The organism is Streptomyces fractus (genome assembly GCF_049844455.1).
GTDB lineage: Bacteria > Actinomycetota > Actinomycetes > Streptomycetales > Streptomycetaceae > Streptomyces > Streptomyces fractus.
This window is the reverse complement of sequence record NZ_JBMYHI010000002.1, coordinates 8,273,564-8,298,455: the sequence shown is the minus strand read 5'-3', so window position 1 is coordinate 8,298,455 and position 24,892 is coordinate 8,273,564. Positions and strand designations below refer to the sequence as shown.

The window sequence follows — 24,892 nt, the reverse complement described above, 5'->3', positions numbered from 1 at the left end:
GTGCTGCGGGTCCTGCGGGGACGTGCGCGGGGTCAGGCGGCGACGCGCTCGAAGACCGCGGCGAGGCCCTGGCCGCCGCCGATGCACATGGTCTCCAGGCCGTAGCGCGCCCCGCTGCGCCGCATCTCGCGGGCGAGCGTGGCGAGGATGCGGGCGCCGGTGGCGCCGACGGGGTGGCCGAGGGAGACGCCGGAGCCGTTGACGTTGATGCGCTGCTCGTGGTCCTTCTCGCCGAGGCCCAACTCGCGCGTGCAGGCGAGGACTTGGGCGGCGAACGCCTCGTTGAGCTCGATCAGGTCGAGGTCGGCGAGGGTGAGTCCGGCGCGCCCCAGGGCGGCGCGGGTGGCCGGGACGGGGCCGATGCCCATCGTCTTGGCGGGGACACCCGCGCGGGCGAAGGAGACGAGGCGGACCAGCGGGGTGAGGCCGAGGCGTTCGGCGGTGGCGGCGCTGGTGACGAGGCAGGCGGCGGCCGCGTCGTTCTGGCCGCTGGCGTTGCCCGCGGTGACGGTGGCCTCCGCGTCGGTCTTGCCCATGATGGGCCGCAGCGCGGCGAGTTGCTCGGCGGTGGTGTCGGGGCGCGGGTGCTCGTCGGCGCTGACGACGGTGTCACCCTTGCGGCCCCGCACGGTGACGGGCACGGTCTCCGCGTCGAAGCGGCCCTCCCGCATGGCGCGGGCGGCGCGCTCCTGCGAGCGCAGGGCGAGGGCGTCCTGGTCGGCGCGGCTGATGGCGTACTCGCGGCGCAGGTTCTCGGCGGTCTCGATCATGCCGCCGGGCACGGGGTGGTGGATGCCGCCCGCGGTGACCCGGCCGCGCGCGAGCGAGTCGTGGAGCTGGAGGCCCGGGCCCTTGATGCCCCAGCGGCCCTCGTGCGTGTAGTACGGGGCGGCGCTCATCACGTCGACGCCGCCGGCGATGACGACCTCGCTGAACCCGGCGCGGATCTGCATGGCGGCGTCGAGGACGGCCTGTAGTCCGGAGCCGCAGCGCCGGTCGATCTGGGCGCCGGTGACGGAGTCGGGAAGACCGGCGTCCAGGGCGGCGACGCGGCCGATGGCCGGGGCGTCGGAGGAGGGGTAGGCCTGCCCGAGGATCACCTCGTCGACGCGATCCGGGTCGATTCCGGTGCGGGCGACGAGCTCGGAGACTACGCGCGCGGCGAGCGCCGCCGGCGTCTGCCGGGCGAAGGCCCCGCCGAAGCGCCCGATGGGGGTGCGCAGTGGTTCGCAGATGACGACATCGTCCTGTTCGGGCACGGCGGAACACCTTTCGGGCGGCTCAGGGCGGTGAGCCGACCATCGCACCCGACCGCTGAGTCGGTCCAATACCAAGTTTTCGATCCATCAAGACGACGGGCGTCTCAATCAGCGCTTCCGGGAGTCGGCAGCGCCTCCTCGCAGACCGCGAGCACGGCGCGCAGGGCGGCGGAGGGGTTGTCGGCCCGCCAGGCGAGCGCCGCCTGGCGCCGGATGGGCGGTCCGGCGAGGGGCCGGTAGACGAGCCCGGTCTGCTGGATGTGCCGGACCGATGACACCGTGAGCGTGACACCGACACCGGCCGCGACGAGCGCCAGGATCGTGTACGAGTCGGGGGCCTCCTGCACAACTCGGGGGTTGAACCCGGCGGCCTCGCAGGTCTCCACCATCGCGTCGCGGACCGTGGACCCGGCGTTCGCGGGGAAGGAGACGAAGGGCTCGCCGGCGAGGATGCCGATGGGGATCTCGTCGAGCGCGGCGAGGTGGTGGTCGGAGGGCAGCGCGCACAGCAGCTCCTCCTCGTCGATGACCCGGTGGGCCACGCCCGGCTGGGTCACCGGGAGCCGCACGAAGCCGAGGTCGAGGGAGCCGTCCGCGACCCGGTCGAGCGCGACGTTGGCGTACGTCTGGCCCTTCATGACCAGTTCGAGCGCCGGGTGCGCGGCCCGCACGGCGCGGGTGAGCCGGGGCAGCGTCTCGTGGCTGGAGGCGCCCGCGAAGCCGATCGTGACCCGGCCGAACTCCCCGCGCCCCGCGGCCTTCGCCGCCCGCACCGCCGTGTCGAGGTCGTCGAGCACGGTCCGTACGGGTTCGAGGAAGGACTCCCCCGCGCTGGTGAGGCGCACGGAGCGGGTGTTGCGCTCGAAGAGCTGGACGCCGAGCTCCTTCTCCAGCTGCCGGATCTGCTGGCTCAGGGGCGGCTGCGCCATTTGCAGCCGCTTGGCGGCCCGGCCGAAGTGGAGCTCCTCGGCGACGGCCGTGAACGCGGTGAGATGACGCAGCTCCACGAGCCCACCCCCATTCATTAATCAGCTGTCTTGATCCGACCTTAATTTGGTATTGGACGGCAATCAATAGGCGCTGACACGGTAGGGCGACCAGTACGCACTCGCCGAGGAGCACCGTGGAAGCCGAGTCACCGAAGGTCATGTCGATGAAGGAGGCCATCGCCGCCTTCGTGCACGACGGCGCCACCGTCAGCATCGAGGGCTTCACCCACCTCGTCCCCACCGCCGCCGGACACGAGATCATCCGTCAGGGCCGCAGGGACCTCACGGTCGTCCGCATGACCGCGGACATCGTCGTGGACCAGATGCTCGCCGCGGGCTGCGTCTCGCGGCTCGTCTCCTCCTTCGTCGGCAACTCCTCCGCCGGTTCGCTCGGTGAGCTGCGCCGCAGGGTCGAGCGCGCGGATCCGGCGCCGCTCGCGTTCGAGGAGTACAGCCACTACGGGATGATCTGCCGCTACCTGGCCGGCTCCCAGCGCCTGCCGTTCTTCCCGCTGCGCAGCTACGGCGGCAGCGACCTGCCCGGCGTCAACGACGCGCTGCGCAAGGTGACTTCGCCCTATTCCGGCCCGGACGGCGAGCCCGAACAGATCTATGTCGTGCCGCCCGTGAACCCGGACGTCACGATCATCCACGCGCAGCGCGCCGACCGCCGCGGCAACACCCAGATCTGGGGCCTCACCGGCATCCAGGCGGAGGCGGTGTACGCGGCCGACAAGGCGATCGTCGTGGTCGAGGAGCTCGTCGAGGACGAGGTGGTCCGCTCGGACCCCAACCGCACGCTCGTCCCGGCCCACGCCGTGGACGCCGTCGTGGTGTGCCCGCGCGGCGCTCACCCGTCGTTCGCCCAGGGCTATTACGACCGGGACAACGCCTTCTACCGCGCCTGGTCGCACATCAGCAAGGACCCGCAGCGCCTCCAGGACTGGCTGGCGGAGTGGGTGTACGGGACGGCCGACCACGCCGAGTACGTCGCCAAGCAGGGCGAGGAGTTCTGGGAGGGCCTCGCGGTCGGCGAGGCCCTCAGCGAACCGGTGAACTACGGACGGCGACTGTGAGCGCGACACACGAGAAGGAATCGACCACCATGACTGCTGCCACGCCCGACACGGTGACCTCTTCAGAGCTGCTGTCCGTCGTCGCCTCACGCGAACTGGCCGCCCGTCGCACGGTGTTCGCCGGCATCGGCCTGCCCACCCTCGCCACCGAACTGGCACACCTGACGGTCGCTCCGCAGATCGAGGTCGTGTACGAGTCCGGGGTGTGCGGCGCGCACCCCTCGCACCTGCCGGAGACCATCGCGGACGCCGTGCTCATCTCGGGCGCGGAGGCGGTGCTCTCGATGCCGGCCCTGTTCGGCTGCGTGCTGCAGGGCGGACACATCGACGTCGGCTTCCTCGGCGCCGCGCAGATCGACCGCTGGGGCAACCTCAACACCTCGGTCATCGGGGACTGGGAGAGCCCGTCGGTGCGGCTGCCGGGGTCCGGCGGCGGCATCGAGGTGATGGCCAACTCCCGTGAGGTCTTCGTCGTGATGCGCCGGCACAACCCGCGTTCCTTCACCGAGACCCTGGACTTCTGTACGACACCGGGCCCGGACCGGGCGCTCGCGGAAGGCATCCGGCCGCTCGGCGTCGGTGTCACGCGTGTCATCACCGAGCTGGGCATCCTGGCCCGCGAGGGCGTCGGCGAGGAGCTGCGGCTGACCGCCGTCCACCCGGGTGTCACGGTCGAGCAGGTCAAGGAGGCGACGGGCTGGGACCTGAAGGTCGCCGACCACGTCGACACGGTGGAGCCGCCGAGCGCGGCGGAGCTGCGGCTGTTGCGCGAGGACGTCGACCCCGGCCGGGTCTACCTCCGCTGACACACCCCCGGCCGGGCACATACCCGGCCGGACACATCCCGGGGCTGGCACACTCCCGTAGGACACCTCCCGAATCTGCGAAAGGGCCCAACTGCCATGCGTATCAGGATCGTCGGCGCCGGAGCCATGGGGCGCGGCATCGCCCAGTGGGCGGCGAGCGCCGGGCACACCGTCGAGCTGGCCGACGTCCGGGCGGAGGCGGTGCGGGAGGCCGTCGAGTTCGTACGGTCCATGCTGGATCGCGCGGTGGCCAAGGGCCGCATGACCGCCGAGGACCGCGCGGCGACCGTGGCACGGCTGGTCCCGCTGGACGATCCGTGGGCGGCGGGTCCCGACGTGGAGCTGGTCGTCGAGGCCGTACGGGAGGACCTGGACACGAAGGCGGAGGTCTTCGGGAAGCTGGAGCGGGCGCTCCCGGCGACCGCCGTCTTCGCGACCAACACGTCGTCCCTGTCGGTGACACGGATCGCGGCGACGCTCGACGACCCCACGCGCCTCGCGGGCCTGCACTTCTTCAATCCCGTGCCGCTGATGCGGATCGTGGAGGTGGTGCCTGGCGCCGCCACACGGCCGGACATCCCGGCGCTGCTCACGGAGTTGGTCGAGGGCTGCGGACACCGCGCGGTCACGGTGGCCGACACCCCCGGCTTCCTCGTCAACCACGCGGGGCGCGGCCTGGTGACCGAGGCGCTGGCGCTCCTGGAGGAGTCGGTGGCGCGGCCGGTGGACATCGACCGCGTCGCGCGCGACGTACTGGGGCTGCGGATGGGCCCGTTCGAGCTGATGGACCTCACGGGGCTCGATGTCACGGCGGCGGTCATCGACTCGATCTGGCAGGGCTTTCGCCACGAGCCCCGGCTGCGCCCCTCCTACCTCACACCGAACCGGGTGGCGGCGGGTCTGCTCGGCCGCAAGACCGGGCAGGGCTGGTACGTGTACGGCCCCGACGCCCCGGACTCCGCCGAGGAGGCGCCGGTGACGGGGGACGCGGACCGGCCGGTGTTCGTGGCGGGCGACGGCGCGGCGCTGCGGGACGCCCTCACCGCGTCCGGCGTCACCGTGGAGACCGGCGAGCGGCCGTCGGCCGGCGCGCTCGTCCTGGTGCCGGTCTGGGGCACCACGGTGGCGGACGCGGTCGCCGCCCACGGGCTGCCCGCCGCGCGCACGTTCGGCGTGGACCCGCTGTCCGTGGCGAGCGGCCGCCGTGTGCTGTCGGTGACCCCGGCCGCCGACCCGGCCGCCGCACGCGACGCCCGCGCGGTACTGGCCCGCGCGGAGCACACCGTGACGGTCGTCCGTGACACCGCCGGTTCGGTGGCCCAGCGCCTCCTCGCGTCCGTGGTGTCGGTCGCCGCGTCCATCGCCGAGCGCTCGCTGGCCGCCCCGGCGGACATCGACCTCGCGGTGACGCTCGGCCTCGGCTACCCCGTCGGCCCGCTGGCCTGGGGCGACAGCGTCGGCGCCGCCCGCCTGCTGGAACTGCAACGCGCCCTGCACACCACCACGGGCGATCCCCGCCACCGCCCGACCCGCTGGCTCACCGAACGCGCCCTGCTGGGCCTGCCGTTGACCCACGCGGGCACGACGCCCGAGGACTGCGCCGACCGACCCTGATCCGGCGGCCGCCGCGCGCCCTCGTCACCAGTCGTGCACGGCCCCGTCCCGCAGCCGGTTCACGGGAAGGTACTTGCGCTCGTACGGGAACCTCTCGGCGGCCTTCTCGTCGAACTCGACGCCGATGCCGGGGCGGTCGCCGGGGTGCATCAGGCCGTCCTCGAAGGTCCACGACGTGTGGAACACGTCCTCGTAGCCGGGGAGGTGGGCCATGTACTCCTGCATGCCGAAGTTCGGTATCGACAGGTCGAGATGGAGCGCCGCGGCGAACGACGCCGGGGACAGGTCGCCCGCGCCGTGCGAGCCGGAGCGCACCCCGTACAGCTCCGCGAGCGAGAAGATCCTGCGCAGGTGTGTGATGCCGCCCGCGTGGGAGACGGAGGCGCGGATGTAGTCGATCAGCCGGTTCGTGATGAGGTGCTGGCAGTCCCAGATCGAGTTGAAGATCTCGCCGACCGCGAGCGGCGTCGTGGTGTGCTGCCGGATGAGCCGGAAGGCCTCCTGGTCCTCGGCCGGTGTCGGGTCCTCGATCCAGAACATCCGGTACGGCTCGAGGGACTTGCCGAGCCGGCCGGCCTCGATGGGGCTGAGCCGGTGGTGCACGTCGTGCAGCAGGTGGAAGCCGTAGCCGAACTCCTCGCGGACGGCGGCCATGTACTGCGGCACGAAGTCCAGGTAGGCGCCGGTGTCCCAGACCTCCTCGGTGGGGAGGTCGCCGTCGGCGGGCTCGTAGGTGTCGCCGTCGCCCTTGCGCATGCCGTAGACGCGCTCCAGGCCGGGCACCGCCGCCTGGGCGCGGACCGCACGGAAGCCCTTGTCGCGGAACCGCCGTACGTCGTCCAGGAGTTCGGGGATCGTGTTGCCGCTGGCGTGGCCGTAGACGGTGACGCCGTCGCGGGCGGCGCCGCCGAGGAGCTGGTAGACGGGCAGGTTCGCGACCTTGCCCTTGATGTCCCACAGGGCGACGTCGACGGCGGCGACAGCGGTCATGGTGACCGGGCCGCGCCGCCAGTAGGCACCCTTGTAGAGGTACTGCCACAGCTGCTCGATGCGGGCCGGGTCCTTGCCGATGAGCGTGGGGCAGACGTGGTCGCGCAGGTAGGAGGCGACGGCCAGCTCGCGCCCGTTGAGGGTGGCGTCGCCGATGCCGGTGACACCGTCGGAGGTGGTGATCTTCAGGGTGACGTAGTTGCGGCCGGGGCAGGTGACGAAGACCTCGGCGCAGGTGATGGTGGAGGACATGCGGTGCCGTTCTCTCGGGAAGCGTCGTCGGGTGGTGTCTCAGGTGCGGGCGGCGCGCAGTGCGGCCTCTACTCCGTGGGCGTCGAGGATCCGGGCGGACTCGGCGACGGCATCCGCGAATTCCTTGTGCTGGGACGCCTGTTGGGACAGCAGGCCGCCTTCGGCGAGCAGCAGGCGGGCCTTCCCGTCTGGCCCGTTCGCGCGGGACGCCAGTTCGGCGAGGCGGGCGCGGGCGCCGTCATGGACGGCGCCCAGGCTCCGCTCGTCGTACGCGTCGTCGGCCGTGAGCACCCTTACGTAGGCGGCGAAACCGAGCGCGAGCACGCGCGGCACACGTCCGGCGGCCAGTGACTCGGTGACGGTTCCGGCCCAACGCACGGGGATCTTGAGGGAGCCGTCGGAGCCGACCTGCGCGGTGCGGTGACCGAGCGCCGGGTTGGCGAAGCGGTCGAGCAGCTCACCGACGTAGGCGGCGCCCGGCATGCCGGGCGGTTCCGGGACGGTCGGCAGGATCTCCTCACGCATCGCGAACTCGACGGCTCCGCCCAGGAGTTCGTCGTTCACGGCCGCGTCGATGGAGCGGTGGCCGCGCAGCAGTCCGAGGTAGGCGAGCAGGGAATGGGCACCGTTGAGGAGACGCAGCTTCATCAGCTCGTACGGCGCCACGTCCTCGGCGAACACCGCGCCCGCCTGCTCCCACGCGGGCCGCCCGGCGCGGAAGTCGTCCTGCATGACCCACAGTTTGTAGGGCTCCGCGGGCACCGGCACCGCGTCGCGGACGCCGAACGCGCGGGCGGCCAGAGCACGGTGCTCGTCGGTGGTGGCGGGCGCGATCCGGTCGACCATGCTGTTCGGCGTCGACACGGAAGCGTCGGCGTACGCGTGGAGTTCGTCGCGCTCGGCGGCGGGCAGCGCGGCGGTGAACTCACCGAGCAGGGACCGGAGTCGGTGCCCGTTCTCCATGAGGTTGTCGCAGCTGAGGAGCGTCACCGGCGGGGCGCCCGCCCGCAGGCGCTGTTGCAGGCCGCGCGCGATCAGGCCGAGCGCGGAGCGCGGGGTGCCGCCCGCGAGGTCGGCGCGGATGAACGGGTCGTCGAGGTCGAGGCGGCCGTCGGCGCCGAACGTGTACCCCTTCTCGGTGACCGTGAGGGAGACGATGCGGGTGGTGGCGGCGCCGATGGCTGCCACCACGTCCGCGCCCTGGCCGTCGGCGACCAGGCCCTTGTGGTGCACGCCGGGCACACTCGCGGCGACGGCGCCGCCGCGGTGCAGGGTGAGCACGGTGTAGAGGCCGTCCTGCGCGGCCATGCCCTCGATCACCGGCCGGGGCCGGTCACCGGGCGTGGTGGACACGCCGGTGATGCCCCACGGCCCGTCGGTGCACCGCAGCGCGTCGGCGGTGTACACGGCCTGGTGGGCGCGGTGGAAGTTGCCGAGGCCGAGGTGGACGATGCCGGACTCCGGTGTCGGCGGCGGCAGTTTGAGCCCCGCGACCGGAAGCGCGGCTCGCGTCATGCGCGGCAGCGCGCGGTGCTTCGCGCTCACACGACCACCTCACCAGGCGTGATCAACACCTTCATCTGGGCGCGGTCCGTGAGCGCGGTGTGCAGCGCCTCGTCGGCCCGCTCCAGCGGAAACTCCGCGGTGACCAGCCCGTCGAGACGTACGCGACCGGACCCGGCGAGCCGCACCGCGGCCGCGAAGTCCCCGGCGGCGTACCGGAAGGAGGTGACCAGCGACATCTCCTGACGCTGCATCCACGCCAACGGCAACTCGGTCTCCGAGCGGCTCGGATTGCCGACGACGACCGCGGTGCCGCCGGGACGCAGCGCGCGGATCCCGGACACCAGGGCGGGGCCGACGCCGGAGCAGTCGAGGACGGTGTCGTAGCCGTCGGGGTCGGCGAGCGCGTGCGCCCGCGCCGGATCCGGCGTGAGCGAGGCCGCATCGACGGTCTCCGCGCCGAGCCGGGCCGCGAACTCCCGCCGCTCCGGCGCCACATCGGACACGGTGACCGAGGCTCCGCAGGCCGCGGCGGCCTGGGCGACGAGCACGCCGATCGGCCCCGCGCCGGTCACCAGCACCCGTTCGCCGGGCGCGACGTCTGCGCGGCGAACGGCGTGCACGGCGACCGCGAGAGGTTCGACGAGCGCGCCCAGCTTCACGTCCATGCCCGCGGGCAGCGGGTGCACGAAGTCCCTTGGTACTGCGACGAGTTCGGTGAGCGCGCCGTTGGTGGGCGGCGAGCCGAAGCAGGTGCCTTTCGGGCACAAGTTGTAGCGCCCGGCCCGGCACAGCGTGCAGCGCCCGCAGGGGTGTGCCGGTTCGATCGCGACGGGCGTGCCGTCGGGCACATCGTCCACGCCCGCGCCGTGACCGACGACGAACCCGGCCGGTTCATGGCCGAGGACGGTCGGCTGCCGCAGCACGTTGGGCCCGTTCTCGCCGTGCTCGTAGTAATGCAGATCGGAGCCGCACAGGCCGACGGCGCGGACGGCGACGAGCACCTCACCGTCGCCCGGCACGGGCACCGGACGGTCCTCGACGCGCAGGTCCTTGGGCCCGTGCAGCACGGCGGCGCGGTGCGTGGTGGTGGCCACGGGGTGTGCCTTTCTCTCGTACGGAAGCTGTTGCCAAAGATGTCAGGCGCGCACCGGCAGCGGTTCGACGCGCTTGATGACGAACGCGTAGGTCAGCGCGCCGACGACCGACAGGGCGCCGGAGACGAGCAGCGGCACCAGGTACGAGCCGCCGGAGGCCGCGAGCAGGAAGCCGGTGACGATCGGGCCGAGGGCGCCGGCGACGTTCGACGCGAAGTTCTGGATGCCGGCGAGCGAGGCGACATGTCCCGCGGTGGGCGCGACGTCGGCGGGCAGCGAGGCCACGGACGCGGTGGCGAAGGTCAGCGAGGCGTAGCTCAGGGAGAGCAGCGCGAGCGCGCCGGACGCGGTCGGCACGACGACGGCGAGCGCGATGACGGACGAGCACAGGGTGCCGGTGACGAGACACGTCTTGCGGACCTTGGTGGTGGACCAGCCCTTGCGCAGCAGCCGGTCCGCCGTGTAGCCGCCGAGCAGCGAGCCCACGATGGCGACGAGGCCGGGGACGGTGCCGAAGAACCCGAGCGAGAGGAGGTCGAAACCGCGCTCGTCGACGAGGTAGCTGGGGAACCAGGTGATGAAGAAGTAGATGACGTAGTTGAGGCAGAAGAAGCCGAGCATCATGCCCCAGACCGTCCGGTACCGGAACAGGTCGCGCCAGCGCACCTTGGGCGCGTCCCCGCTCCCGGCCTTCGCGGTCTTCTCAGGGGGCGGCTCCTCGACGCGGGCGCCGCCGGCCTCGATGTACTCGCGCTCCTCCGCGCTGAGCTTCGGGTGGTCGGCGGGCTCGTGGTACAGCCGCCACCAGCCGATGATCCACAGGAAGCCGAGGAGTCCGCAGGTGACGAAGGCGACCCGCCAGTGGAAGGCGGAGACCAGCATCGTGACGAGCGGCAGGGCGATGGCGGTGCCGACGCGGGCGCCGTTGTCCCACACGCTGTTGGCGAGCGTGCGTTCGTGCCGCGGGAACCAGCGCGAGACGGCCTTCGCGGGCGCCGGATATCCGGCGGCCTCCCCCGCGCCGAGCAGCATCCGCGCCCCGACGAGCGAGCCGACCCCGCGCACCAGGCCCATGCCGACGGTGGCCACCGACCACCAGATCGCGCCGAACGCGAAGACCCGCTTCACGCCGTACTTGTCGAGAAGCGCGCCGGCGGGCAGCTGGCACACCGCGTACGTCAGGAAGAACGCGCTGAGGACGAAGCCCTGGGTCTCGGGCCCGATGTGCAGGTCCTTGGACATGGCGGGCAGCGCGACGCTGAGCGTGGAGCGGTCGAGGTAGTTGACCGCGAGGCCGCCGAAGCAGAGCACGGCGATGCCCCAGCGGACGTTCTTGCCGCGACCGCGGGGACGGGGCGGCGGGGTCGCGCCGGACGGCGTCGTCACCTCGGTGTCGGTGACGGGATGGCTGGTCATCATTGACCTCCGGTCGGAAGCGGGCCTGTCACTTTCTACCTGCGCGACCACTTACATACAAGCCTTGTATGTAAGAATTTCCGCAGCTGAGGTGAGAGGGTGACGGCATGCGGGACGAGCAGCGACGAAGCAGGAAGACGACCCGGCGCACGCCGGACGAGGTGACACCCAGGGAGTCCAACCGGTCCCGGGTGCACGCGCTGCTGCGCTCGCGCATCACGTCCCTCGAACTGCTGCCGGGCGCCCCGCTGTCGGAGAACGAGCTCGCCGCGGAGCTCGACGTCAGCCGCACGCCGGTGCGCGAGGCGCTGATCCTGCTGGGCGAGGAGTCGCTGGTCGACATCTTCCCGAAGCTCGGCACGTTCGTGTCCCGGATCAGCGTCGACGCCGTCCTGGAGGCCCAGTTCATGCGCGAGGCGCTCGAACTGGCCGCGCTGCGCGAGGCGGTGAAGCGGGCAGACGACGAGGACATCGCGGCGCTGCGCGCGATCCTCGACGCGCAGCGCGATGCGTTCACGGCGGCGGACGACGACCTCTTCTTCGAGCAGGACGAGGCGTTCCACCGCCGCCTGATGGAGGCCAGCGGCCACCGCACACTGTGGCGCACGGTCACCACGGCCAAGGCCCACCTCGACCGCGCACGCCGCCTGAGCCTGCCGCTGCCCCGCCGCGTCGAGCACCTCATCGACGAGCACCGGGCGGTGGTGGACGCCCTGGAACTGCGCGACGCGGCGCGGGCCGAACAGGCGCTGCGCACACACCTTCAGGGCGTGTTCGACGACATCGGCACCATCCAGGCCGACCGCCCCGAACTCTTCGTGGACACCGGGGAGTTGCCCCCGCCGAGCCGACCCCGCTCCCACCCGGGCCTGCGCGCCTGAACGCTCAGTCCGTGAGCCTCAGCCCGTCCAGGGTGAGGTCGAGGAGGCGCTCGGCCTGTGCGCGCTGCCCGGGACCGGCCGAGGTGAGGGCGATCCCCGCGAGGGCGGCGAAGATGTCACTCGTCGGGATGTCGGAGCGGATCACCCCGGCGCGCTTGCAGGCGTCCATCAGCTCGGCGATGGACGCCTCGATCATGTCGCGACTGTGCCCGTACGGGTTCCCGCCCTCGGCGGCCATGGCGCGCAGCGCGTCGGCCATGCCGTACTTGGCGCTCGCGTAGTCCATGAAGCGGCGGGTCCACGTCCGCAGCGCCTCGTACGGCGGGCGCGCCGCGAGCAGGTCGGTGGCGGCCTCGCACAACTGGGCCACCTCGTTGCGGTAGGCCGCTTCGATGAGGGCTTCGCGGGTCGGGAAGTTTCGGTACAGCGTCGCGCTGCCGACGCCGGCGGCCTTGGCGATGTGCTCCAGGCGCACGTCGAGGCCGTCCTCGGTGAACACCCTCACCGCGGTGGCCAGGATCTTCTCCCTGTTGCGTCGCGCGTCCGCCCGCAGCGGCCGCTGAGCGCCTCGGTCCATCACCGGCCCCTTTCGTGCCCGCTTGCTAAGTGGAGGCTACCCCACTTACGGTCGCACCAGCACCCTAAGTGGGGAGTCCCCCACTTTCACCCTGGGGGCACGGCCCCGGCCTGCCCACACCCACCCCTGGGAAGGACCACCCATGTCGGGAATCGAAGGCAAGGTCGTGGCGATCACCGGCGCCGGCAGCGGCATCGGCGAGGCCACCGCCCTCCTGCTCGCGGAACGCGGCGCCAAGGTCGTCCTCGGCGCGCGCCGCACCGAGCGCCTGGAGGACCTGGCGAGCCGCATCGAGAAGTCGGGCGGCCAAGTCGCCTGGATCCGCACGGATGTGACGGTCCGCCAGGATCTCGCGTCACTCGTCGAGTTGGCGAACAACCGCTTCGGCAGGCTCGACGCGCTCGTCAGCAACGCCGGGATCGGACCGATCTCCCCGCTGGACGACCTGCGCGTCGACGACTGGGAGAACATGATCGACGTCAACTTCAAGGGCGTGCTGTACGGGATCGCGGCCGCGCTGCCGGTCTTCCGGGAGCAGGGCTCGGGCCACTTCGTCAACGTCGTCTCCACCGCCGGGCTACGGATCGTCCCGACGCAGTCGGTGTACGCGGCCACCAAGAACGCCGTGCGCACCCTCTCCGAGGGCCTGCGCCAGGAGGCCGGTGACAGCCTGCGGGTCACGGTCGTCTCGCCGGGCGTCACCCGCACCGAATTCGCGGACCACATCGCACCCGAGGTGAGGGACCGGCTCACCTCCTCGATGGGCGACATCGGCATCCCGCCGGAGGCCATCGCGCGCGCCGTCGCCTTCGCCATCGAGCAGCCGGCCAATGTCGACGTGGGGGACATCGTCGTACGCCCCACGGCACAGGGGTAGTCGGGCCGACCTCCTGTTAGCGTGCGTCGATGGACGAACTGGAGCTCGGCGCCTGGCCGCCCGAGCCGATCAGGACCGAGCGCCTCGTACTCCGCGGATCCGAGGCCCGGGACCGTGCGGCGTTCATCGAGGTGCTGACCTCACCGCAGGTGCACACCTACCTCGGCGGTCCCCGACGGCGTGCCGAGGTCGAGCGCGAGTTGCCCGCGGTGCCCGAGCACCGGCCCGGGAGCCTCGTCGTCGAGCTCGACGGGGCGATGATCGGCCAGATCCTGCTCAGGAGAAACCCGGCACACCAACGCCCGGCCGCCGCAGGTAAGGCCGATCTCGGCTACCTGTTCCTCCCACGGGCCTGGGGATCCGGATACGCGTCCGAAGCGTGCGCGGCGGCGCTCGACCGGCTCGCCGACGCCCTTCCCGGCGAGCCGGTCGTACTCACCACTCAGACCGCCAACACCCCCTCGATGCGTCTCGCGGAGAAGCTGGGGTTCGCCGAGGTGGAGCGGTTCGAGGCCTGGGGCGCCGAGCAGTGGCTCGGCGAGCGGCCCCCGGTCACCGCGTCCGACTGAGACCCCTCCCCGGCCACCCCGCGCAACTCGTCATCCGTGTCAAGGGGTTGACCCCCTTCCGCTTCCTGCTTACGGTGCTCGCACCCCGAGGGTATATCGATATACCAACGCGACAGGAGGCCTCCCGCCTTGCGCTCCCCGATGAATCGACGCGGCTTCATGGCTCTGGGTGCGGGTCTTGCGGCAGTGCCTGCGCTCAGCGCGTGCGGCGCCTTCTCCGCCTACGGCTCGGACCCCGACACGCTCGTGATCCACAGCCAGATGGGCGGGAACGCGCCCGGCTCCCCCACCTTCCGCGCGGTCGTGAACCAGTTCCGCAAGGAAAACCCGGACATCACCGTGAAGAACCTGATCAACGGCGATGACCTGGGGCAGGTCTACGAGACCTCGCGGCTCGCGCGCGCCGAGGCCGATGTCGTGATGGTCAACCTCTACGACAAGACGCTGTCGTGGACCGAGGTCGGCGCCACCGTTCCGGTCGGCGGCTACCTCGACGACTGGGGGCTGCGCGAGCGCGTCATCCCGAAGGCCGTCACCGAGTGGACCGACACCGAGGGCCGGCTGCGCGCCTTCCCGTACATCGGGACGAACTGGCCGATCGCCTTCAACCACGCCCTCCTGGATCGCGCCGGGGTCGACTCCCCGCCGGCCACTGCCGACGAACTCGTCGCCGCCGCGAAGAAGTTGCGCGGCAAGGGCATCACCCCGTTCACGGTGGGCGGCAACGACTGGACGGGGCAGAAGCTGCTCGCCCAGATCATCCAGACGTTCCTGACTCCGGCCGAGGCCCGGCACCTGTACCGCACGGGTGACTTCAGCGGCTCGCGCGGCGCGCAGGAGGGCATCGCGTACTTCGTGGATCTGCGCGACGCCGGGGTGTTCGCCGACAAGGCGCAGGGCCTCATCTCGGACACGATGACGACGCAGTTCAACACGGGGCACGCGGCCATGCAGTCGGCGATGTCGTCCGCCCTCGCCAGCGTGCCGGACAACGTTGTCAAGACGACTTCGGTCGGCGGTTTCCCGCTCCCCGACGGGGCCACGCAGAAGAAGCCGACGATCCTGCGCACGTACACCGTCTCCGGTTTCTGGGTCAGCCCGAACGGGGTGAAGAAGATCAAGACGGTGGAGCGGTTCATCCGCTTCATGTACCGGCCCGAGGTCGTGGACCGGTTCGTGACGGAGGGCGGCCGTGACATGTCGGTGGTCACCGACGCGCTCAGTACGGACTTCCCGCTGGTGGCGAAGGCGCAGCAACTCGGTGACTCCGTCGGCCAGGTGGTGCTGCCGGACCAGTACATTCCGGCCGCCGCCGCGCAGCCGCTGATCCAGGCGACGTCGACCGCCTTCACCCCAGGTACCTCCGCGCGCGGCATCCGTACGGCGCTGGAATCCGCGTACCGCTCCGCGTGAGCCCTTCCCGTCGAAGAACGCCGAGTACGCCGTGAACCCCGAGTACGCCGAGACCGTCGAGCCTCGAGACCGTCGAGAACGGAAGTCGCCCCGATGACGATCACCACGCCTCGGCCCGCCGACACCGCGGGCCGGGCCCCCTCCGCCGTAGAGCCCGGCGGCAGCCGCAAGGGCCGCCAGGGCAGCACGATCCTGGCGCTGCCCGCGCTCGTCTGGTACCTGCTGTTCATGGTCGGCCCGATGGTCGCGATCTTCGTGATCGCGGTCCTGCACTGGCCGGGCATGCTCCAGCCGGTGTCCTTCGCGGGCCTCGACAACTTCCGTACCGTCTTCGCCGATCCGGCCTTCTGGGCCGCCGTGCGCAACACGGCGGTCCAACTGGCCATCGCGCTGCCGGTGATGATCGTGTGCGCGTACATGATCGGCTACTACGTGGCGCAGAAGCCGCCGGGGCATCGCGTCATCCGGTATCTGCTGTTCGTGCCCGGCCTGATCTCGACGCCCGCGAAGGCGATGGTCTTCTACGCCGCCCTGTCCCCCGACGGCCTGCTCAACGGCGCCCTGTCGGGACTCGGTCTCGGCTCGCTCACGGACGCGTGGCTGGCCAGCCCTTCGACGGCTCTGTACTGCCTGATCGCGATGGACATCTGGGCGGGCATCGGCTTCACCGCGGTGCTGTTCGCGGCGCGCCTGTCCAGCGTTCCCGAGGACCTCGGTGAGGCCGCACAGCTGGACGGGGCGGGGCACTGGCGGACGATGTGGCGCATCCACTTCCCGGTCGTGCGGGACTACGTGGGTGTGGTGACGATGCTTCAGCTGCTGTGGACGCTGTTCGGTTCGGCGCAGTACGTGCTGCTGCTCACCCAGGGCGGTCCCGGCACCTCGTCGACGACGCTGTCCTTCCTCGTCTACCAGAAGGCGTTCATCGAGGCGGACCTCGGCTACAGCCAGGCCGTGGGCGTGATCCTGTTCCTGGTCGGGCTCGTGGGCCTGCTGACCGTCCGCCGTGTCTTCCGCGCCAGCCACTGAGCACTGAGCCTTGAGCCTTGAGCCGATCGGAGCTGTTTCCCATGAGTAAGAGTCGTGCGCGGTTCGGCCGGTCGTGGTGGCCCGCACATGTGTTGGTGTGGGGGTACGCGGTGCTGCTCGCGGTGCCGCTGTACTACTTCGTCGTCTCCGCGTTCAAGTCCAACGACGCGATCTTCGGCAGTCCGCTGGCGCCACCGACGTCGCTGGGTCTCGGCAACTTCACAACGGCCTTCCGTACCGCGGGACTTGGCACGGCGGTGTTCAACTCCGCCCTGGTGACCGTGGTGGCGCTGATCCTGACGCTGGGTCTCGCCGTCCCGGCGGCGTTCGCGCTCGCCCGGTCCGAGGGCCGGGCCGCGTCGGTGATCGAGAAGGTGTTCTCGCTCGGGTTCCTGATCCCGACGTTCGCCGCCCTGTTCCCCACGTTCCTGCTCGCGGCGGCCGCCGGCCTGTTCCACACCCGTACGTTCATGGTGCTGCTGCTCCCGGCGACCGCGCTGCCGCTGTCGGTGGTGATCCTCGTGCAGTTCATGCGGACCATCCCGAAGGAGATGGAGGAGGCGGCCCGGATGGACGGCGCCTCGACCTTCGCGGTGCTGCGCCACATCTATACGCCGATGTGTCTGCCCGGCATCGCCACGGTGCTCCTCCTCAACTTCCTGAGTTTCTGGAACGAGTACCTGTACTCCCTCGTCCTCATCGGCCCCGATCCGGACCTGCGCACGATCCAGGTCGCCCTGCCCACCCTGAAGTCGGTGACCGGCACGGACTACGGTGTGCTGACGGCGGGCACGGTGCTCACCCTCGTCCCGGTGTGGATCGTGTACACGGTGTTGCAGAAGCGGATGCAGACGGCCCTGGTCAGTGGCGCGGTGAAGATGTGAGTGCACAGGGCAGGAGGGCGCAGGGCAGGCGCCCCACCATCAAGGACGTGGCGGCGGAGGCGGGTGTCTCGCCGGGTGCCGTGTCGAAGGTGTTCAACGGTACGGGCCGGATCTCGGAGCCGACCCGGGTGCGGGTGCAGGACGCCGCGGCCCGGCTGGGCTGGTCGCCGAACGCGGCGGCGAGCGCCCTGCGCCGCTCCCGCAGTCACACCGTCGCCCTCGTGGTGCGCCGCCCCAGCGATGTCCTGGGCACGGACCCGCACTTCAGCGAGTTGATCAACGGTCTGGAGAGCGAGCTGGCGCCGCGCGGCTACGGTCTGCTCCTGCACCTCGTCGCGGACGTCGACGAGGAGGGCCGGCTGTACGAGCGGCTCGCCGCCGAGGGCCGGGTGGACGGCGCGGTGCTCACGGAGAGCCGCATCGACGATCCGCGCCCGGCTCAACTCCGGCGCCTGGGGATGCCGTTCGTGCTGCTGGGCGGTCCTGACGGGGTGATGCTCAGCCACCAGGAGACCGGTGTCACGGAGGCCGTGGAGCATCTGCTCGCCCTCGGCCATCGGCGGATCGGCTATGTGTCCGGGCCGCCGGAGCTGGTCCACTCCGGGTTCCGGCAGGGCGTGCTGACCGAGGTGCTCGCACGGTCGGGGCTCGCCCCGGCCGCCGTGATCCCCACGGACTTCGGCGCCGAGGCCGCGATCGCCGCCACGGAACGCCTCCTCGCGCTCTCCCCGCGCCCCACGGCGATCGTCTACGCCAACGACTCGATGGCGGTGTGCGGCATCGGCGCCGCCCAGCGCGCGGGCCTGTCGGTCCCCGGAGATCTGTCCGTCATCGGCTACGACGACCTGCCGCTCGGCCGCTGGCTGCACCCGCGGCTCACCACCGTCGACCAGCGGGTGACCGTGGTGGGCGCGGCGGCCGCGCGAGCGCTGCTCGCGGAGGTCGGCGAGGTGGGTGTGCCCGCGCCCGAACTCGCGGAGAGTCCACGTCTCGTGGTTCGCGAGTCGACGGGGTCGGTCCCCGTGTAGGCCGTGTGTGCCATGCCGCCAGCGGCTGAGATCACCGGCACCGGCGTTGCGGACTCGGGGCTCTGCCCCGGACCCCGCTGCTCAATCGCCGCAGGGGCTTGAATTGGCTCGATCGCCGTCGAGGCTCGAATTCTCAAACCAACCCGCCATGTCCAGCACCACCTATGGAGCACCATGCGTCGCCACAGCGCACAGCTGTCCCACCATCCCTCCGTCCTGCCGTGGATCGGCGCCAACTACTGGTCGCGCACGGGCGGCCCGCTCATGTGGCGGAACTACGATCCCGTCGTCGTGCGCGAGGAGCTGCGGGTCCTGAACGACCACGGCCTGAACATGACGCGCTCGTTCTTCTACTGGCCCGACTTCCACCCGGAGCCGCATCGCATCGACGAGGAACTGTGCGAGAAGTTCGACGACTTCCTCGACGCACACCGCGAGTTGGGCATGGGCACCGTCCCCACGTTCATCGTCGGCCACATGTCCGGCGAGAACTGGGACCCGGCCTGGCGCGGCGATCGCGACCTGTACGAGGACGTGTGGATGGTGGGCCGGCAGGCGTGGTTCGCGAGTGAGATGACGCGCCGGTTCAAGGACCACCCGGCGGTCACCGGGTGGCTGATCACCAACGAGATGCCGGGGTACGGCCGGATCTACCAGGTCGACCCGCCGTCCTCGGACGTGGTGACGGCGTGGGCGCAGTTCATGTGTCAGGCCGTGGTGGCGGCGGGGGCGACACAGCCGGTGTCACTGGGCGACGGCGCGTGGGGCATCGAGGTCACCGGCAAGGACAACGGGTTCTCGCTGCGCGACACCGATCCGTACGTGGACTTCGTCGGCCCGCACGTCTACCGCTCGGACACGGACCGGCCGCGCCAGCACTACCGGGCCGCGTTCGAGTGCGAGTTGGCGGCGGTCACCGGGAAGCCGGTGATCCTGGAGGAGTTCGGCCTGTCCACGGACACCGTGTCGGCGCGCAACGCGGGCGTCTACTACCGGCAGACGCTGCACAACTCGCTGCTCGGCGGTGCGACCGGCTGGATGGCCTGGAACAACACGGACTACGACGACCTGTGGGAGCAGTCGCCGTACGACCACCACCCGTTCGAGATGCACTTCGGGATCACGGACGGAGCTGGCCGTCCGAAGGAGCCGCTGCGTGAACTCGCGGCGTTCGCCGACGTGTTGAAGACGGTGGACTTCCCGCGCTGCCGTCGCACGGACGCGGGCGCGGCGCTCGTGGTGCCGGCGTTCCTGGAGAAGGGCTACCCGTACAGCCGCCCCGCCGACCGGCCGCTGATCTTCACCTCGCTCCAGCAGGGCTACGTCGCCGCGCGCGGCGCCGACCTCCCGGTGGGCTTCGTCCGCGAGGTCGACGGGCTGCCGGAGGCCGGCGACGTACAGCTGTATCTGCTGCCGTCCACACGGCAGTTGACGACGCGGACGCGGCGCGGTCTCGAGGAGCGGGCGCGCGAGGGGGCGACGGTGTATCTGTCGTTCTGCTCGGGTGAGCACCCGGGCACGCGCGGTCCGTGGTTCCACGACCTGGACGGCCTGTTCGGGGTCGAGATGCAGCTGTCGTACGGGGTGGCGGAGCCGATCGAGGACGATGTCCTGGAGATGACGTTCACGGAGGACTTCGGTTCGGTGCGGGCCGGTGAGACGCTGCGTTTCGCCGTCGCGGGGAACGAGGACAGCCGGGCGTGGCTGCCGGTCGTCCCGGACGGTGCGCGGGTCGTCGCGACGGACGCGCACGGCCGCCCGGCGCTGCTCGTCCACGAGATCGGCGCGGGCCGGGCGGTCCTCGCCACGTATCCGCTGGAGCACATGGCGGCGCGCACGGCGCGCGTGAACCCTGAGCAGACGCACCGGCTGTACGCGGCGCTCGCGGAGGTGGCGGGGGCGGCCCGGCCGGTGACCGTGGACACGCCGCTGGTCAGCGCGGACACCCTCGTCCACGAGGACGGGCGGCGGTTCCTGTGGCTGGTCAGCCAGGCGGAGGAGGAGCTGACGGTGCGCCCGTCCGGCCGTCTCGGCAAGCCGCTCGACGAGGTGACACTCGCCCCGTACGGGGTGCGGGTCATCGAACTGGACCCGGAGGCCTGACCCATGGAGCTGTACCAGGACGCGGACGCGCCGGTCACCGACCGGGTGCGTGACCTCCTCGACCGTATGACGCTCACCGAGAAGGTCGGCCAGGTCAACCAGCGGATGTACGGCTGGGACGCGTACGAGCGCACGGCCGACGGGCATCGGCTCACGGACGCCTTCCGCGAGGAGGTGGCCCGCTTCGACGGGATGGGCGCGCTGTACGGATTGCAGCGGGCCGACCCGTGGTCCGGTGTCACCTTCGCCGACGGCATCACGGCGGCGGACGGCGCGCGGGTCTGCGACGCGGTGCAGCGACATGTCATCGAGAACACACGTCTCGGCATCCCCGTCCTGATGGTGGAGGAGGTGCCGCACGGCCACCAGGCCCTCGACGGCACCGTGCTGCCGGTGAACCTGGCGGTCGGCGCCACCTGGGATCCGGACCTGTACCGGGAGGCGGCGGCCGCCGCGGCGGCCGAACTGCGGGCCCGCGGCGGGCACATCGCGCTCGTGTCGGCGCTCGACCTGGTGCGGGACCCGCGGTGGGGCCGCGCGGAGGAGTGCTTCGGCGAGGACCCGTACCTGGCGGCGCGGCTCACCGCGGCACTGGTGGAGGGGATGCAGGGCACGGGCGATCTCTACGGCGCGCGGAACGCGGCCGTCGTGCTCAAGCACTTTGCGGGACAAGGGAGTTCGGTGGGCGGGCGGAACAGTGCCGCCACCGAGATCGGCGCCCGCGAGCTGCACGAGATCCACCTCCCGGCGGCCCTCGCGGGGGTACGGGCGGGGGCCGCGGGCGTGATGGCCGCGTACAACGAGTTCGACGGCCTGCCGTGCGCGGCCTCGCACGACCTCCTCACCGGGCTGCTCCGCGAGCGCTGGGGCTTCGAGGGCCTGGTGATGGCGGACGGCTGCGCGCTCGACCGTCTGGTGCGACTGGCGGGCGACCGGCCGTCGGCGGCGGCGCTCACGCTGTCGGCGGGCACGGATCTGAGCCTGTGGGACGGGGTGTTCCCGGAGCTGGGGACGGCGGTGGAGCGCGGCCTCGTCCCGGTCGAGGTCCTGGACAGGGCGGTGGCCCGCGTCCTGACCCTGAAGTTCCGCCTCGGCCTCTTCGAGCACCCCTACGTCACCGAGCCGCCCGAACAGGCCGCCGACACGAGGGAGTTGAGCGAACGCATCGCCCGCGCGTCGATCACGCTCCTGCACAACGACGGGTCACTCCTCCCCCTCGGCCCCGGCCCGCAGCGGATCGCCGTCATCGGCCCGAACGCCGACTCCATCCCGCAGCAGCTCGGCGACTACACGGCGCCGCAGCGGCCGGGCAGCGGTGTCTCGGTGCTCGCCGGGCTGCGGGAGGCCGGCGCGGACGTGACGTATGCGCGGGGCTGTGACCTGGTGGGTGACGACCGTTCGGGGATCGCGGAGGCGGTGGAGCTGGCCGCCGCGTCCGATGTGACGGTGCTCGTGCTCGGCGGTTCGAGCGCGCGCGAGCACGACACACTCTTCGACGACAACGGCGCCGCGGTCATCGCCACCGGCAACCCGACGGAGATGACCTGCGGCGAGGGCGTCGACCTCGCCGACGTGCGGCTCGGCGCCGGGCAGCGGGCGCTCGCGGAGGCGGTGGCGGCGACCGGCACTCCGTGCGTGGCGGTGCTGATCCAGGGCCGCCCGCACGCGGTGCCCGAACTCGCCGACGGGGCAGGGGCGTTGGTCAGCGCCTGGTATCCGGGCCCGTGGGGCGGCAGGGCCGTCGCAGACGTACTCCTGGGGGCCTGCGAGCCGAGCGGACGGCTGCCCGTCTCGGTTCCGCGCTCCTCCGGGCAGCTCCCCGTCTTCTACAACTCCAAGGACCACGGCTTCCGCGGCTACGTCGACGAACCGGCGACACCTCTCTACCCCTTCGGCCACGGACTGTCGTACACCACCGCCGAGTTCGGGGCGCCGCGTGTGTCCGGCGGGGTGTGCGAGGTCGAGGTCACGAATACCGGGGGCCGGCCGGTCCGCGAGACCGTGCAGCTGTACGTGCGCCGGGTCAGCGGCGGGACGTCCTGGCCGCGCGTCCGGGAGCTGCGCGGTTTCCGGCGTGTGGACCTGGCGCCGGGCGAGAAGGCCACGGTCGCCTTCGCCCTCGACGACACGGTCCTGGCCTCGGTGACCCGCTCCCTGGACCTGGCGGTGGAACCGGGCACGTACGAGATCGGGACGGGTCCTTCCTCGGATGCCACGCAGTCCGCGACGCTGACCGTCTGACCCACTCCGCGCGCGGGGGCCCGCCCGCAGGCTCCCGCGCCTCAGCCGCGGCGCACCGCTCCGAGCTGCGCCCGGTCGAGGCCCGGCGCCGCGAACCGCCGCGCCACCGTGCGCAGGACGCGCGCCATCGCCTGCGCGGGCGGTGTCGCGGGCCGGGACGTGGAGCGGGCGAGGAGGATGCGGCGGGTCGGCGCGCCGACGTCGGAGGCGAAGGGCAGGAGCCGGACGTCGCTGCGCCGGCTGGTGAGGGCGAGCCGGGGCGCCAGCGCGATGCCGAGCCCGGCGGCGACCATGGCCTGCGCCTCCTGGTAGTCGTGCGAGGCGTAGGCGATCCGCGGTTCGAAGCCCGCCTGGCGGCAGCTGCGGCGCAGCACGTCGGCGACGGGGTGGTTGTCCGCCCGGATGATCCACTCCTGGTCGGCGAGGCCGCCGAGATGTACGGGCGAGTGGGCGCGCAGCGGGGAGTCGGCGGGGACGACGAGGACCGTGGGGTCGTCGAGGAGGTGGCTGAGGGCGAGCGCCGGGTCGTCGATCCGGTTCCACTCGTAGTCCCACAGCAGCGCCTGCTCCACCTCGCCCGTGTGCAGCATCTCGCGGAGTTCGGCGAGCACGCCCGCCCGTACCTCGATGCGGATGCCGGTGTGGCTGCGGCGGAACTTGGTGAGCGCCAGCGGCAGCAGCGACGCGCTCGCGGTGGGGAACGAGCCGAGTTGCAGCGTGCCCTGGTCGAGGGCGGCGAACGAGTGCAGGTCGGCCTCGGCGGCGCGCAACTCACGGCGTACCGCGCGGCCGCGCTCGGCCAGCGCGGCGCCCGCCGGGGTGGGCCGGATGCCGCGGGGCAGCCGCTCCACGAGGGGCTGCCCCGCCTCCTGCTCGAGCAGTGACATCTGCTGGGAGGCAGCGGAGGTGGTCATGCCCAGGGATTCGGCGGCCGCGGTGAGCGAGCCGCGCTCGGCGGCCTCGGTGAGAAGGAGCAGGCGACGCACGTTCAGCATGCCTGCGACCTTAGCCGACTTTAGCGCAGCTTAACCCGAGTGAAGTGAACTGCCATTGTTCGCAAGTCGCACCTCTGCGAAGGTCTTGGCAATCGCCGGAGCGGCCCGTTCCCCCGGCGTGTCCCCACTGATCAAGGAAGAGCCTCAGACGTGCACATCCCTGCGACGTTGGTGCGTGGCGGCACCAGCAAGTGCTGGTTGTTCCAGCAGGTCCATGTCCCCGCCGATCGCGGGGAGCTGGAGCGCATGCTGGTCGCCGCGTACGGCGGCGCCGACCCCGTGGAACTGGACGGGGTCGGCGGAGCCACGCCCACCACTTCGAAGGCGGCGATCGTCAGCGCGTCGCCCGAGCCGGGCGTCGACATCGACTATCTCTTCGCCCAGGTCGGCATCGGCGACGCCACCGTGGAGTGGACGAGCAACTGCGGCAACTGCGCCACGGGCGTCGCCCTGTACGCGGTGTCGAAGGGGCTGGTGCCGATCGCGGGCGACCGGACCCGTGTGGTCATGCGCAACAGCAACACCGGCGCGGTCCTCGAGGGCGTCGTGGACACCACGGGAGGCGTGGTGCAGCACTTCGGACGGCAGACCGTCCCGGGGACGCGGGCCGGTGGTGTCGCCGTCGACCTCACCTTCCGCGACCCGGCGGGCGGCACCACGGGCGCCCTGCTCCCGACGGGGCAGGCCGCGCAGAAACTGCCGGTCTCCGACACCGAGCGGGTCCTCGTGAGCATGGTGGACGCCGGCGCCCCGGTGGTCATCGTCGACGCCGACGGGGCGGGGCGGAGCGGCTCCGCACCCCTGGACCGGGTGCGGGCCGATGTGCCGTGGCTGCGCGCGGTCCGCCATGCCGCCGCACCGCTGATGGGCCTGGTCGAGCCGGGGCGCGTACCCGGTGACGCGGTGCCGAAGGTGGGCCTGGTCGGGGCCCCGGTGGCGTACACCACGACGCTCGGCGAACACGTCGCGGCCGAGGACTACGACGTCTCGGTCCGCATGCTCAGCATGAACGCGCCGCACCCGGCGATCGGCCTCACCTCCGCCGTCGCGCTCGCCGCGGCGGGGCTCGTGCGGGACTCCGTGGTCGACGGTGTCGCGGCCCCCCGGGACGACGGCTGGCTGCGACTCGGCACTCCGGCGGGCGTGGTGGCGGTCCGCTGCTCCGACGTGCGGGACGGCCTTCCGGGCCGGGTGGCCGTACGCCGGGCGGCGCGGCTGCTCGCCGACGCCCGGATCTACGTATCCGACGCCGGCGAGCCGCGAGCCGCCTGAACCGGGACGCACGAACACACC

General features: G+C 71.9%; 21 protein-coding genes. 13 read left to right on the top strand and 8 right to left on the bottom strand.

Going from position 1 to position 24,892, the window contains the following annotated elements:
• Nucleotides 1-32: 32 nt before the first annotated feature.
• Both ACP4E5_RS39740 and ACP4E5_RS39735 read right to left on the bottom strand, forming a co-directional pair.
• On the bottom strand, nt 33-1,259 hold the full coding sequence (locus ACP4E5_RS39740; protein ID WP_425838039.1) for an acetyl-CoA C-acetyltransferase: 1,227 nt from the start codon (nt 1,257-1,259) through the stop codon (nt 33-35).
• A 104-nt stretch (nt 1,260-1,363) separates the two neighbouring features.
• Nucleotides 1,364-2,266, bottom strand: a complete 903-nt coding sequence (locus tag ACP4E5_RS39735) for a LysR family transcriptional regulator (RefSeq protein ID WP_425838037.1) — start codon at nt 2,264-2,266, stop codon at nt 1,364-1,366.
• A 140-nt stretch (nt 2,267-2,406) separates the two neighbouring features.
• Between ACP4E5_RS39735 and ACP4E5_RS39730 the strand changes: the two genes are divergently transcribed.
• The 3 genes from ACP4E5_RS39730 (at nt 2,407) to ACP4E5_RS39720 (ending at nt 5,744) form a co-directional block, all read left to right on the top strand.
• The gene (locus ACP4E5_RS39730) at nt 2,407-3,324 is read left to right on the top strand and encodes a CoA transferase subunit A (protein ID WP_425841992.1); all 918 of its coding nucleotides are present in this window, start codon (nt 2,407-2,409) and stop codon (nt 3,322-3,324) included.
• Nucleotides 3,325-3,353: 29 nt separating this feature from the next.
• Nucleotides 3,354-4,130 (top strand): CoA-transferase subunit beta, encoded by a 777-nt coding sequence (locus ACP4E5_RS39725; RefSeq protein ID WP_425838034.1) that lies wholly within the window; start codon nt 3,354-3,356, stop codon nt 4,128-4,130.
• A 96-nt stretch (nt 4,131-4,226) separates the two neighbouring features.
• Entirely contained in the window at nt 4,227-5,744 is a 1,518-nt protein-coding gene (locus tag ACP4E5_RS39720; RefSeq protein WP_425838031.1) for a 3-hydroxyacyl-CoA dehydrogenase, read from the top strand.
• Between the two features lie 24 nt (nt 5,745-5,768).
• On the opposite strand, the gene manD is transcribed toward ACP4E5_RS39720, so the two are convergent.
• From manD to ACP4E5_RS39700, 4 genes are read right to left on the bottom strand one after another with little or no spacing between them, the layout of a single operon-like run.
• Nucleotides 5,769-6,986 carry a D-mannonate dehydratase ManD gene (gene manD, locus ACP4E5_RS39715; protein ID WP_425838028.1) on the bottom strand — a complete coding sequence of 406 codons (1,218 nt, stop codon included), beginning with the start codon at nt 6,984-6,986 and terminating at the stop codon, nt 5,769-5,771.
• A 39-nt stretch (nt 6,987-7,025) separates the two neighbouring features.
• Complete coding sequence (locus ACP4E5_RS39710) at nt 7,026-8,531, bottom strand: mannitol dehydrogenase family protein (RefSeq protein WP_425838026.1); 1,506 nt, start codon at nt 8,529-8,531, stop codon at nt 7,026-7,028.
• Nucleotides 8,528-9,586, bottom strand: coding sequence for an NAD(P)-dependent alcohol dehydrogenase (locus ACP4E5_RS39705; RefSeq protein WP_425838023.1), 1,059 nt, complete (start codon nt 9,584-9,586; stop codon nt 8,528-8,530). Before ACP4E5_RS39705 ends, ACP4E5_RS39710 begins: the two co-directional genes overlap by 4 nt.
• A 42-nt stretch (nt 9,587-9,628) precedes the next feature.
• Nucleotides 9,629-11,002, bottom strand: coding sequence for an MFS transporter (locus ACP4E5_RS39700; RefSeq protein WP_425838020.1), 1,374 nt, complete (start codon nt 11,000-11,002; stop codon nt 9,629-9,631).
• A 107-nt stretch (nt 11,003-11,109) separates the two neighbouring features.
• Between ACP4E5_RS39700 and ACP4E5_RS39695 the strand changes: the two genes are divergently transcribed.
• Nucleotides 11,110-11,883, top strand: a complete 774-nt coding sequence (locus ACP4E5_RS39695) for a GntR family transcriptional regulator (protein ID WP_425838017.1) — start codon at nt 11,110-11,112, stop codon at nt 11,881-11,883.
• Between the two features lie 4 nt (nt 11,884-11,887).
• On the opposite strand, the gene ACP4E5_RS39690 is transcribed toward ACP4E5_RS39695, so the two are convergent.
• Nucleotides 11,888-12,460, bottom strand: coding sequence for a TetR/AcrR family transcriptional regulator (locus ACP4E5_RS39690; RefSeq protein WP_425838014.1), 573 nt, complete (start codon nt 12,458-12,460; stop codon nt 11,888-11,890).
• 142 nt (nt 12,461-12,602) lie between these two features.
• On the opposite strand from ACP4E5_RS39690, the gene ACP4E5_RS39685 reads away from it, so the two are divergent.
• The 8 genes from ACP4E5_RS39685 to ACP4E5_RS39650 all read left to right on the top strand — a co-directional run bounded on the left by ACP4E5_RS39685 (nt 12,603) and on the right by ACP4E5_RS39650 (nt 22,604).
• Nucleotides 12,603-13,337, top strand: coding sequence for an SDR family oxidoreductase (locus tag ACP4E5_RS39685; RefSeq protein ID WP_425838011.1), 735 nt, complete (start codon nt 12,603-12,605; stop codon nt 13,335-13,337).
• 29 nt (nt 13,338-13,366) lie between these two features.
• Nucleotides 13,367-13,906, top strand: a complete 540-nt coding sequence (locus ACP4E5_RS39680; protein WP_425838008.1) for a GNAT family N-acetyltransferase — start codon at nt 13,367-13,369, stop codon at nt 13,904-13,906.
• Nucleotides 13,907-14,035: 129 nt separating this feature from the next.
• Entirely contained in the window at nt 14,036-15,319 is a 1,284-nt protein-coding gene (locus tag ACP4E5_RS39675) for an ABC transporter substrate-binding protein (RefSeq protein WP_425838005.1), read from the top strand.
• Between the two features lie 93 nt (nt 15,320-15,412).
• Complete coding sequence (locus ACP4E5_RS39670; protein WP_425838002.1) at nt 15,413-16,348, top strand: carbohydrate ABC transporter permease; 936 nt, start codon at nt 15,413-15,415, stop codon at nt 16,346-16,348.
• 41 nt (nt 16,349-16,389) lie between these two features.
• Entirely contained in the window at nt 16,390-17,232 is an 843-nt protein-coding gene (locus ACP4E5_RS39665; RefSeq protein WP_425838000.1) for a carbohydrate ABC transporter permease, read from the top strand.
• Nucleotides 17,229-18,260: a LacI family DNA-binding transcriptional regulator gene (locus ACP4E5_RS39660; protein WP_425837997.1), complete on the top strand. Its 1,032-nt coding sequence runs from the start codon at nt 17,229-17,231 to the stop codon at nt 18,258-18,260. Before ACP4E5_RS39665 ends, ACP4E5_RS39660 begins: the two co-directional genes overlap by 4 nt.
• Nucleotides 18,261-18,434: 174 nt before the next feature.
• A complete protein-coding gene (locus ACP4E5_RS39655) occupies nt 18,435-20,363 on the top strand; it encodes a glycoside hydrolase 5 family protein (protein ID WP_425837995.1) in 1,929 nt (642 codons plus the stop codon).
• Nucleotides 20,364-20,366: 3 nt separating this feature from the next.
• Complete coding sequence (locus tag ACP4E5_RS39650; RefSeq protein ID WP_425837993.1) at nt 20,367-22,604, top strand: glycoside hydrolase family 3 N-terminal domain-containing protein; 2,238 nt, start codon at nt 20,367-20,369, stop codon at nt 22,602-22,604.
• Nucleotides 22,605-22,645: 41 nt separating this feature from the next.
• Here the strand turns inward: ACP4E5_RS39650 and ACP4E5_RS39645 are convergent, their stop codons facing one another.
• Nucleotides 22,646-23,599 (bottom strand): LysR family transcriptional regulator, encoded by a 954-nt coding sequence (locus tag ACP4E5_RS39645; protein WP_425837991.1) that lies wholly within the window; start codon nt 23,597-23,599, stop codon nt 22,646-22,648.
• Between the two features lie 150 nt (nt 23,600-23,749).
• Between ACP4E5_RS39645 and ACP4E5_RS39640 the strand changes: the two genes are divergently transcribed.
• The gene (locus tag ACP4E5_RS39640) at nt 23,750-24,871 is read left to right on the top strand and encodes a PrpF domain-containing protein (protein WP_425837988.1); all 1,122 of its coding nucleotides are present in this window, start codon (nt 23,750-23,752) and stop codon (nt 24,869-24,871) included.
• Nucleotides 24,872-24,892 lie beyond the last annotated feature (21 nt).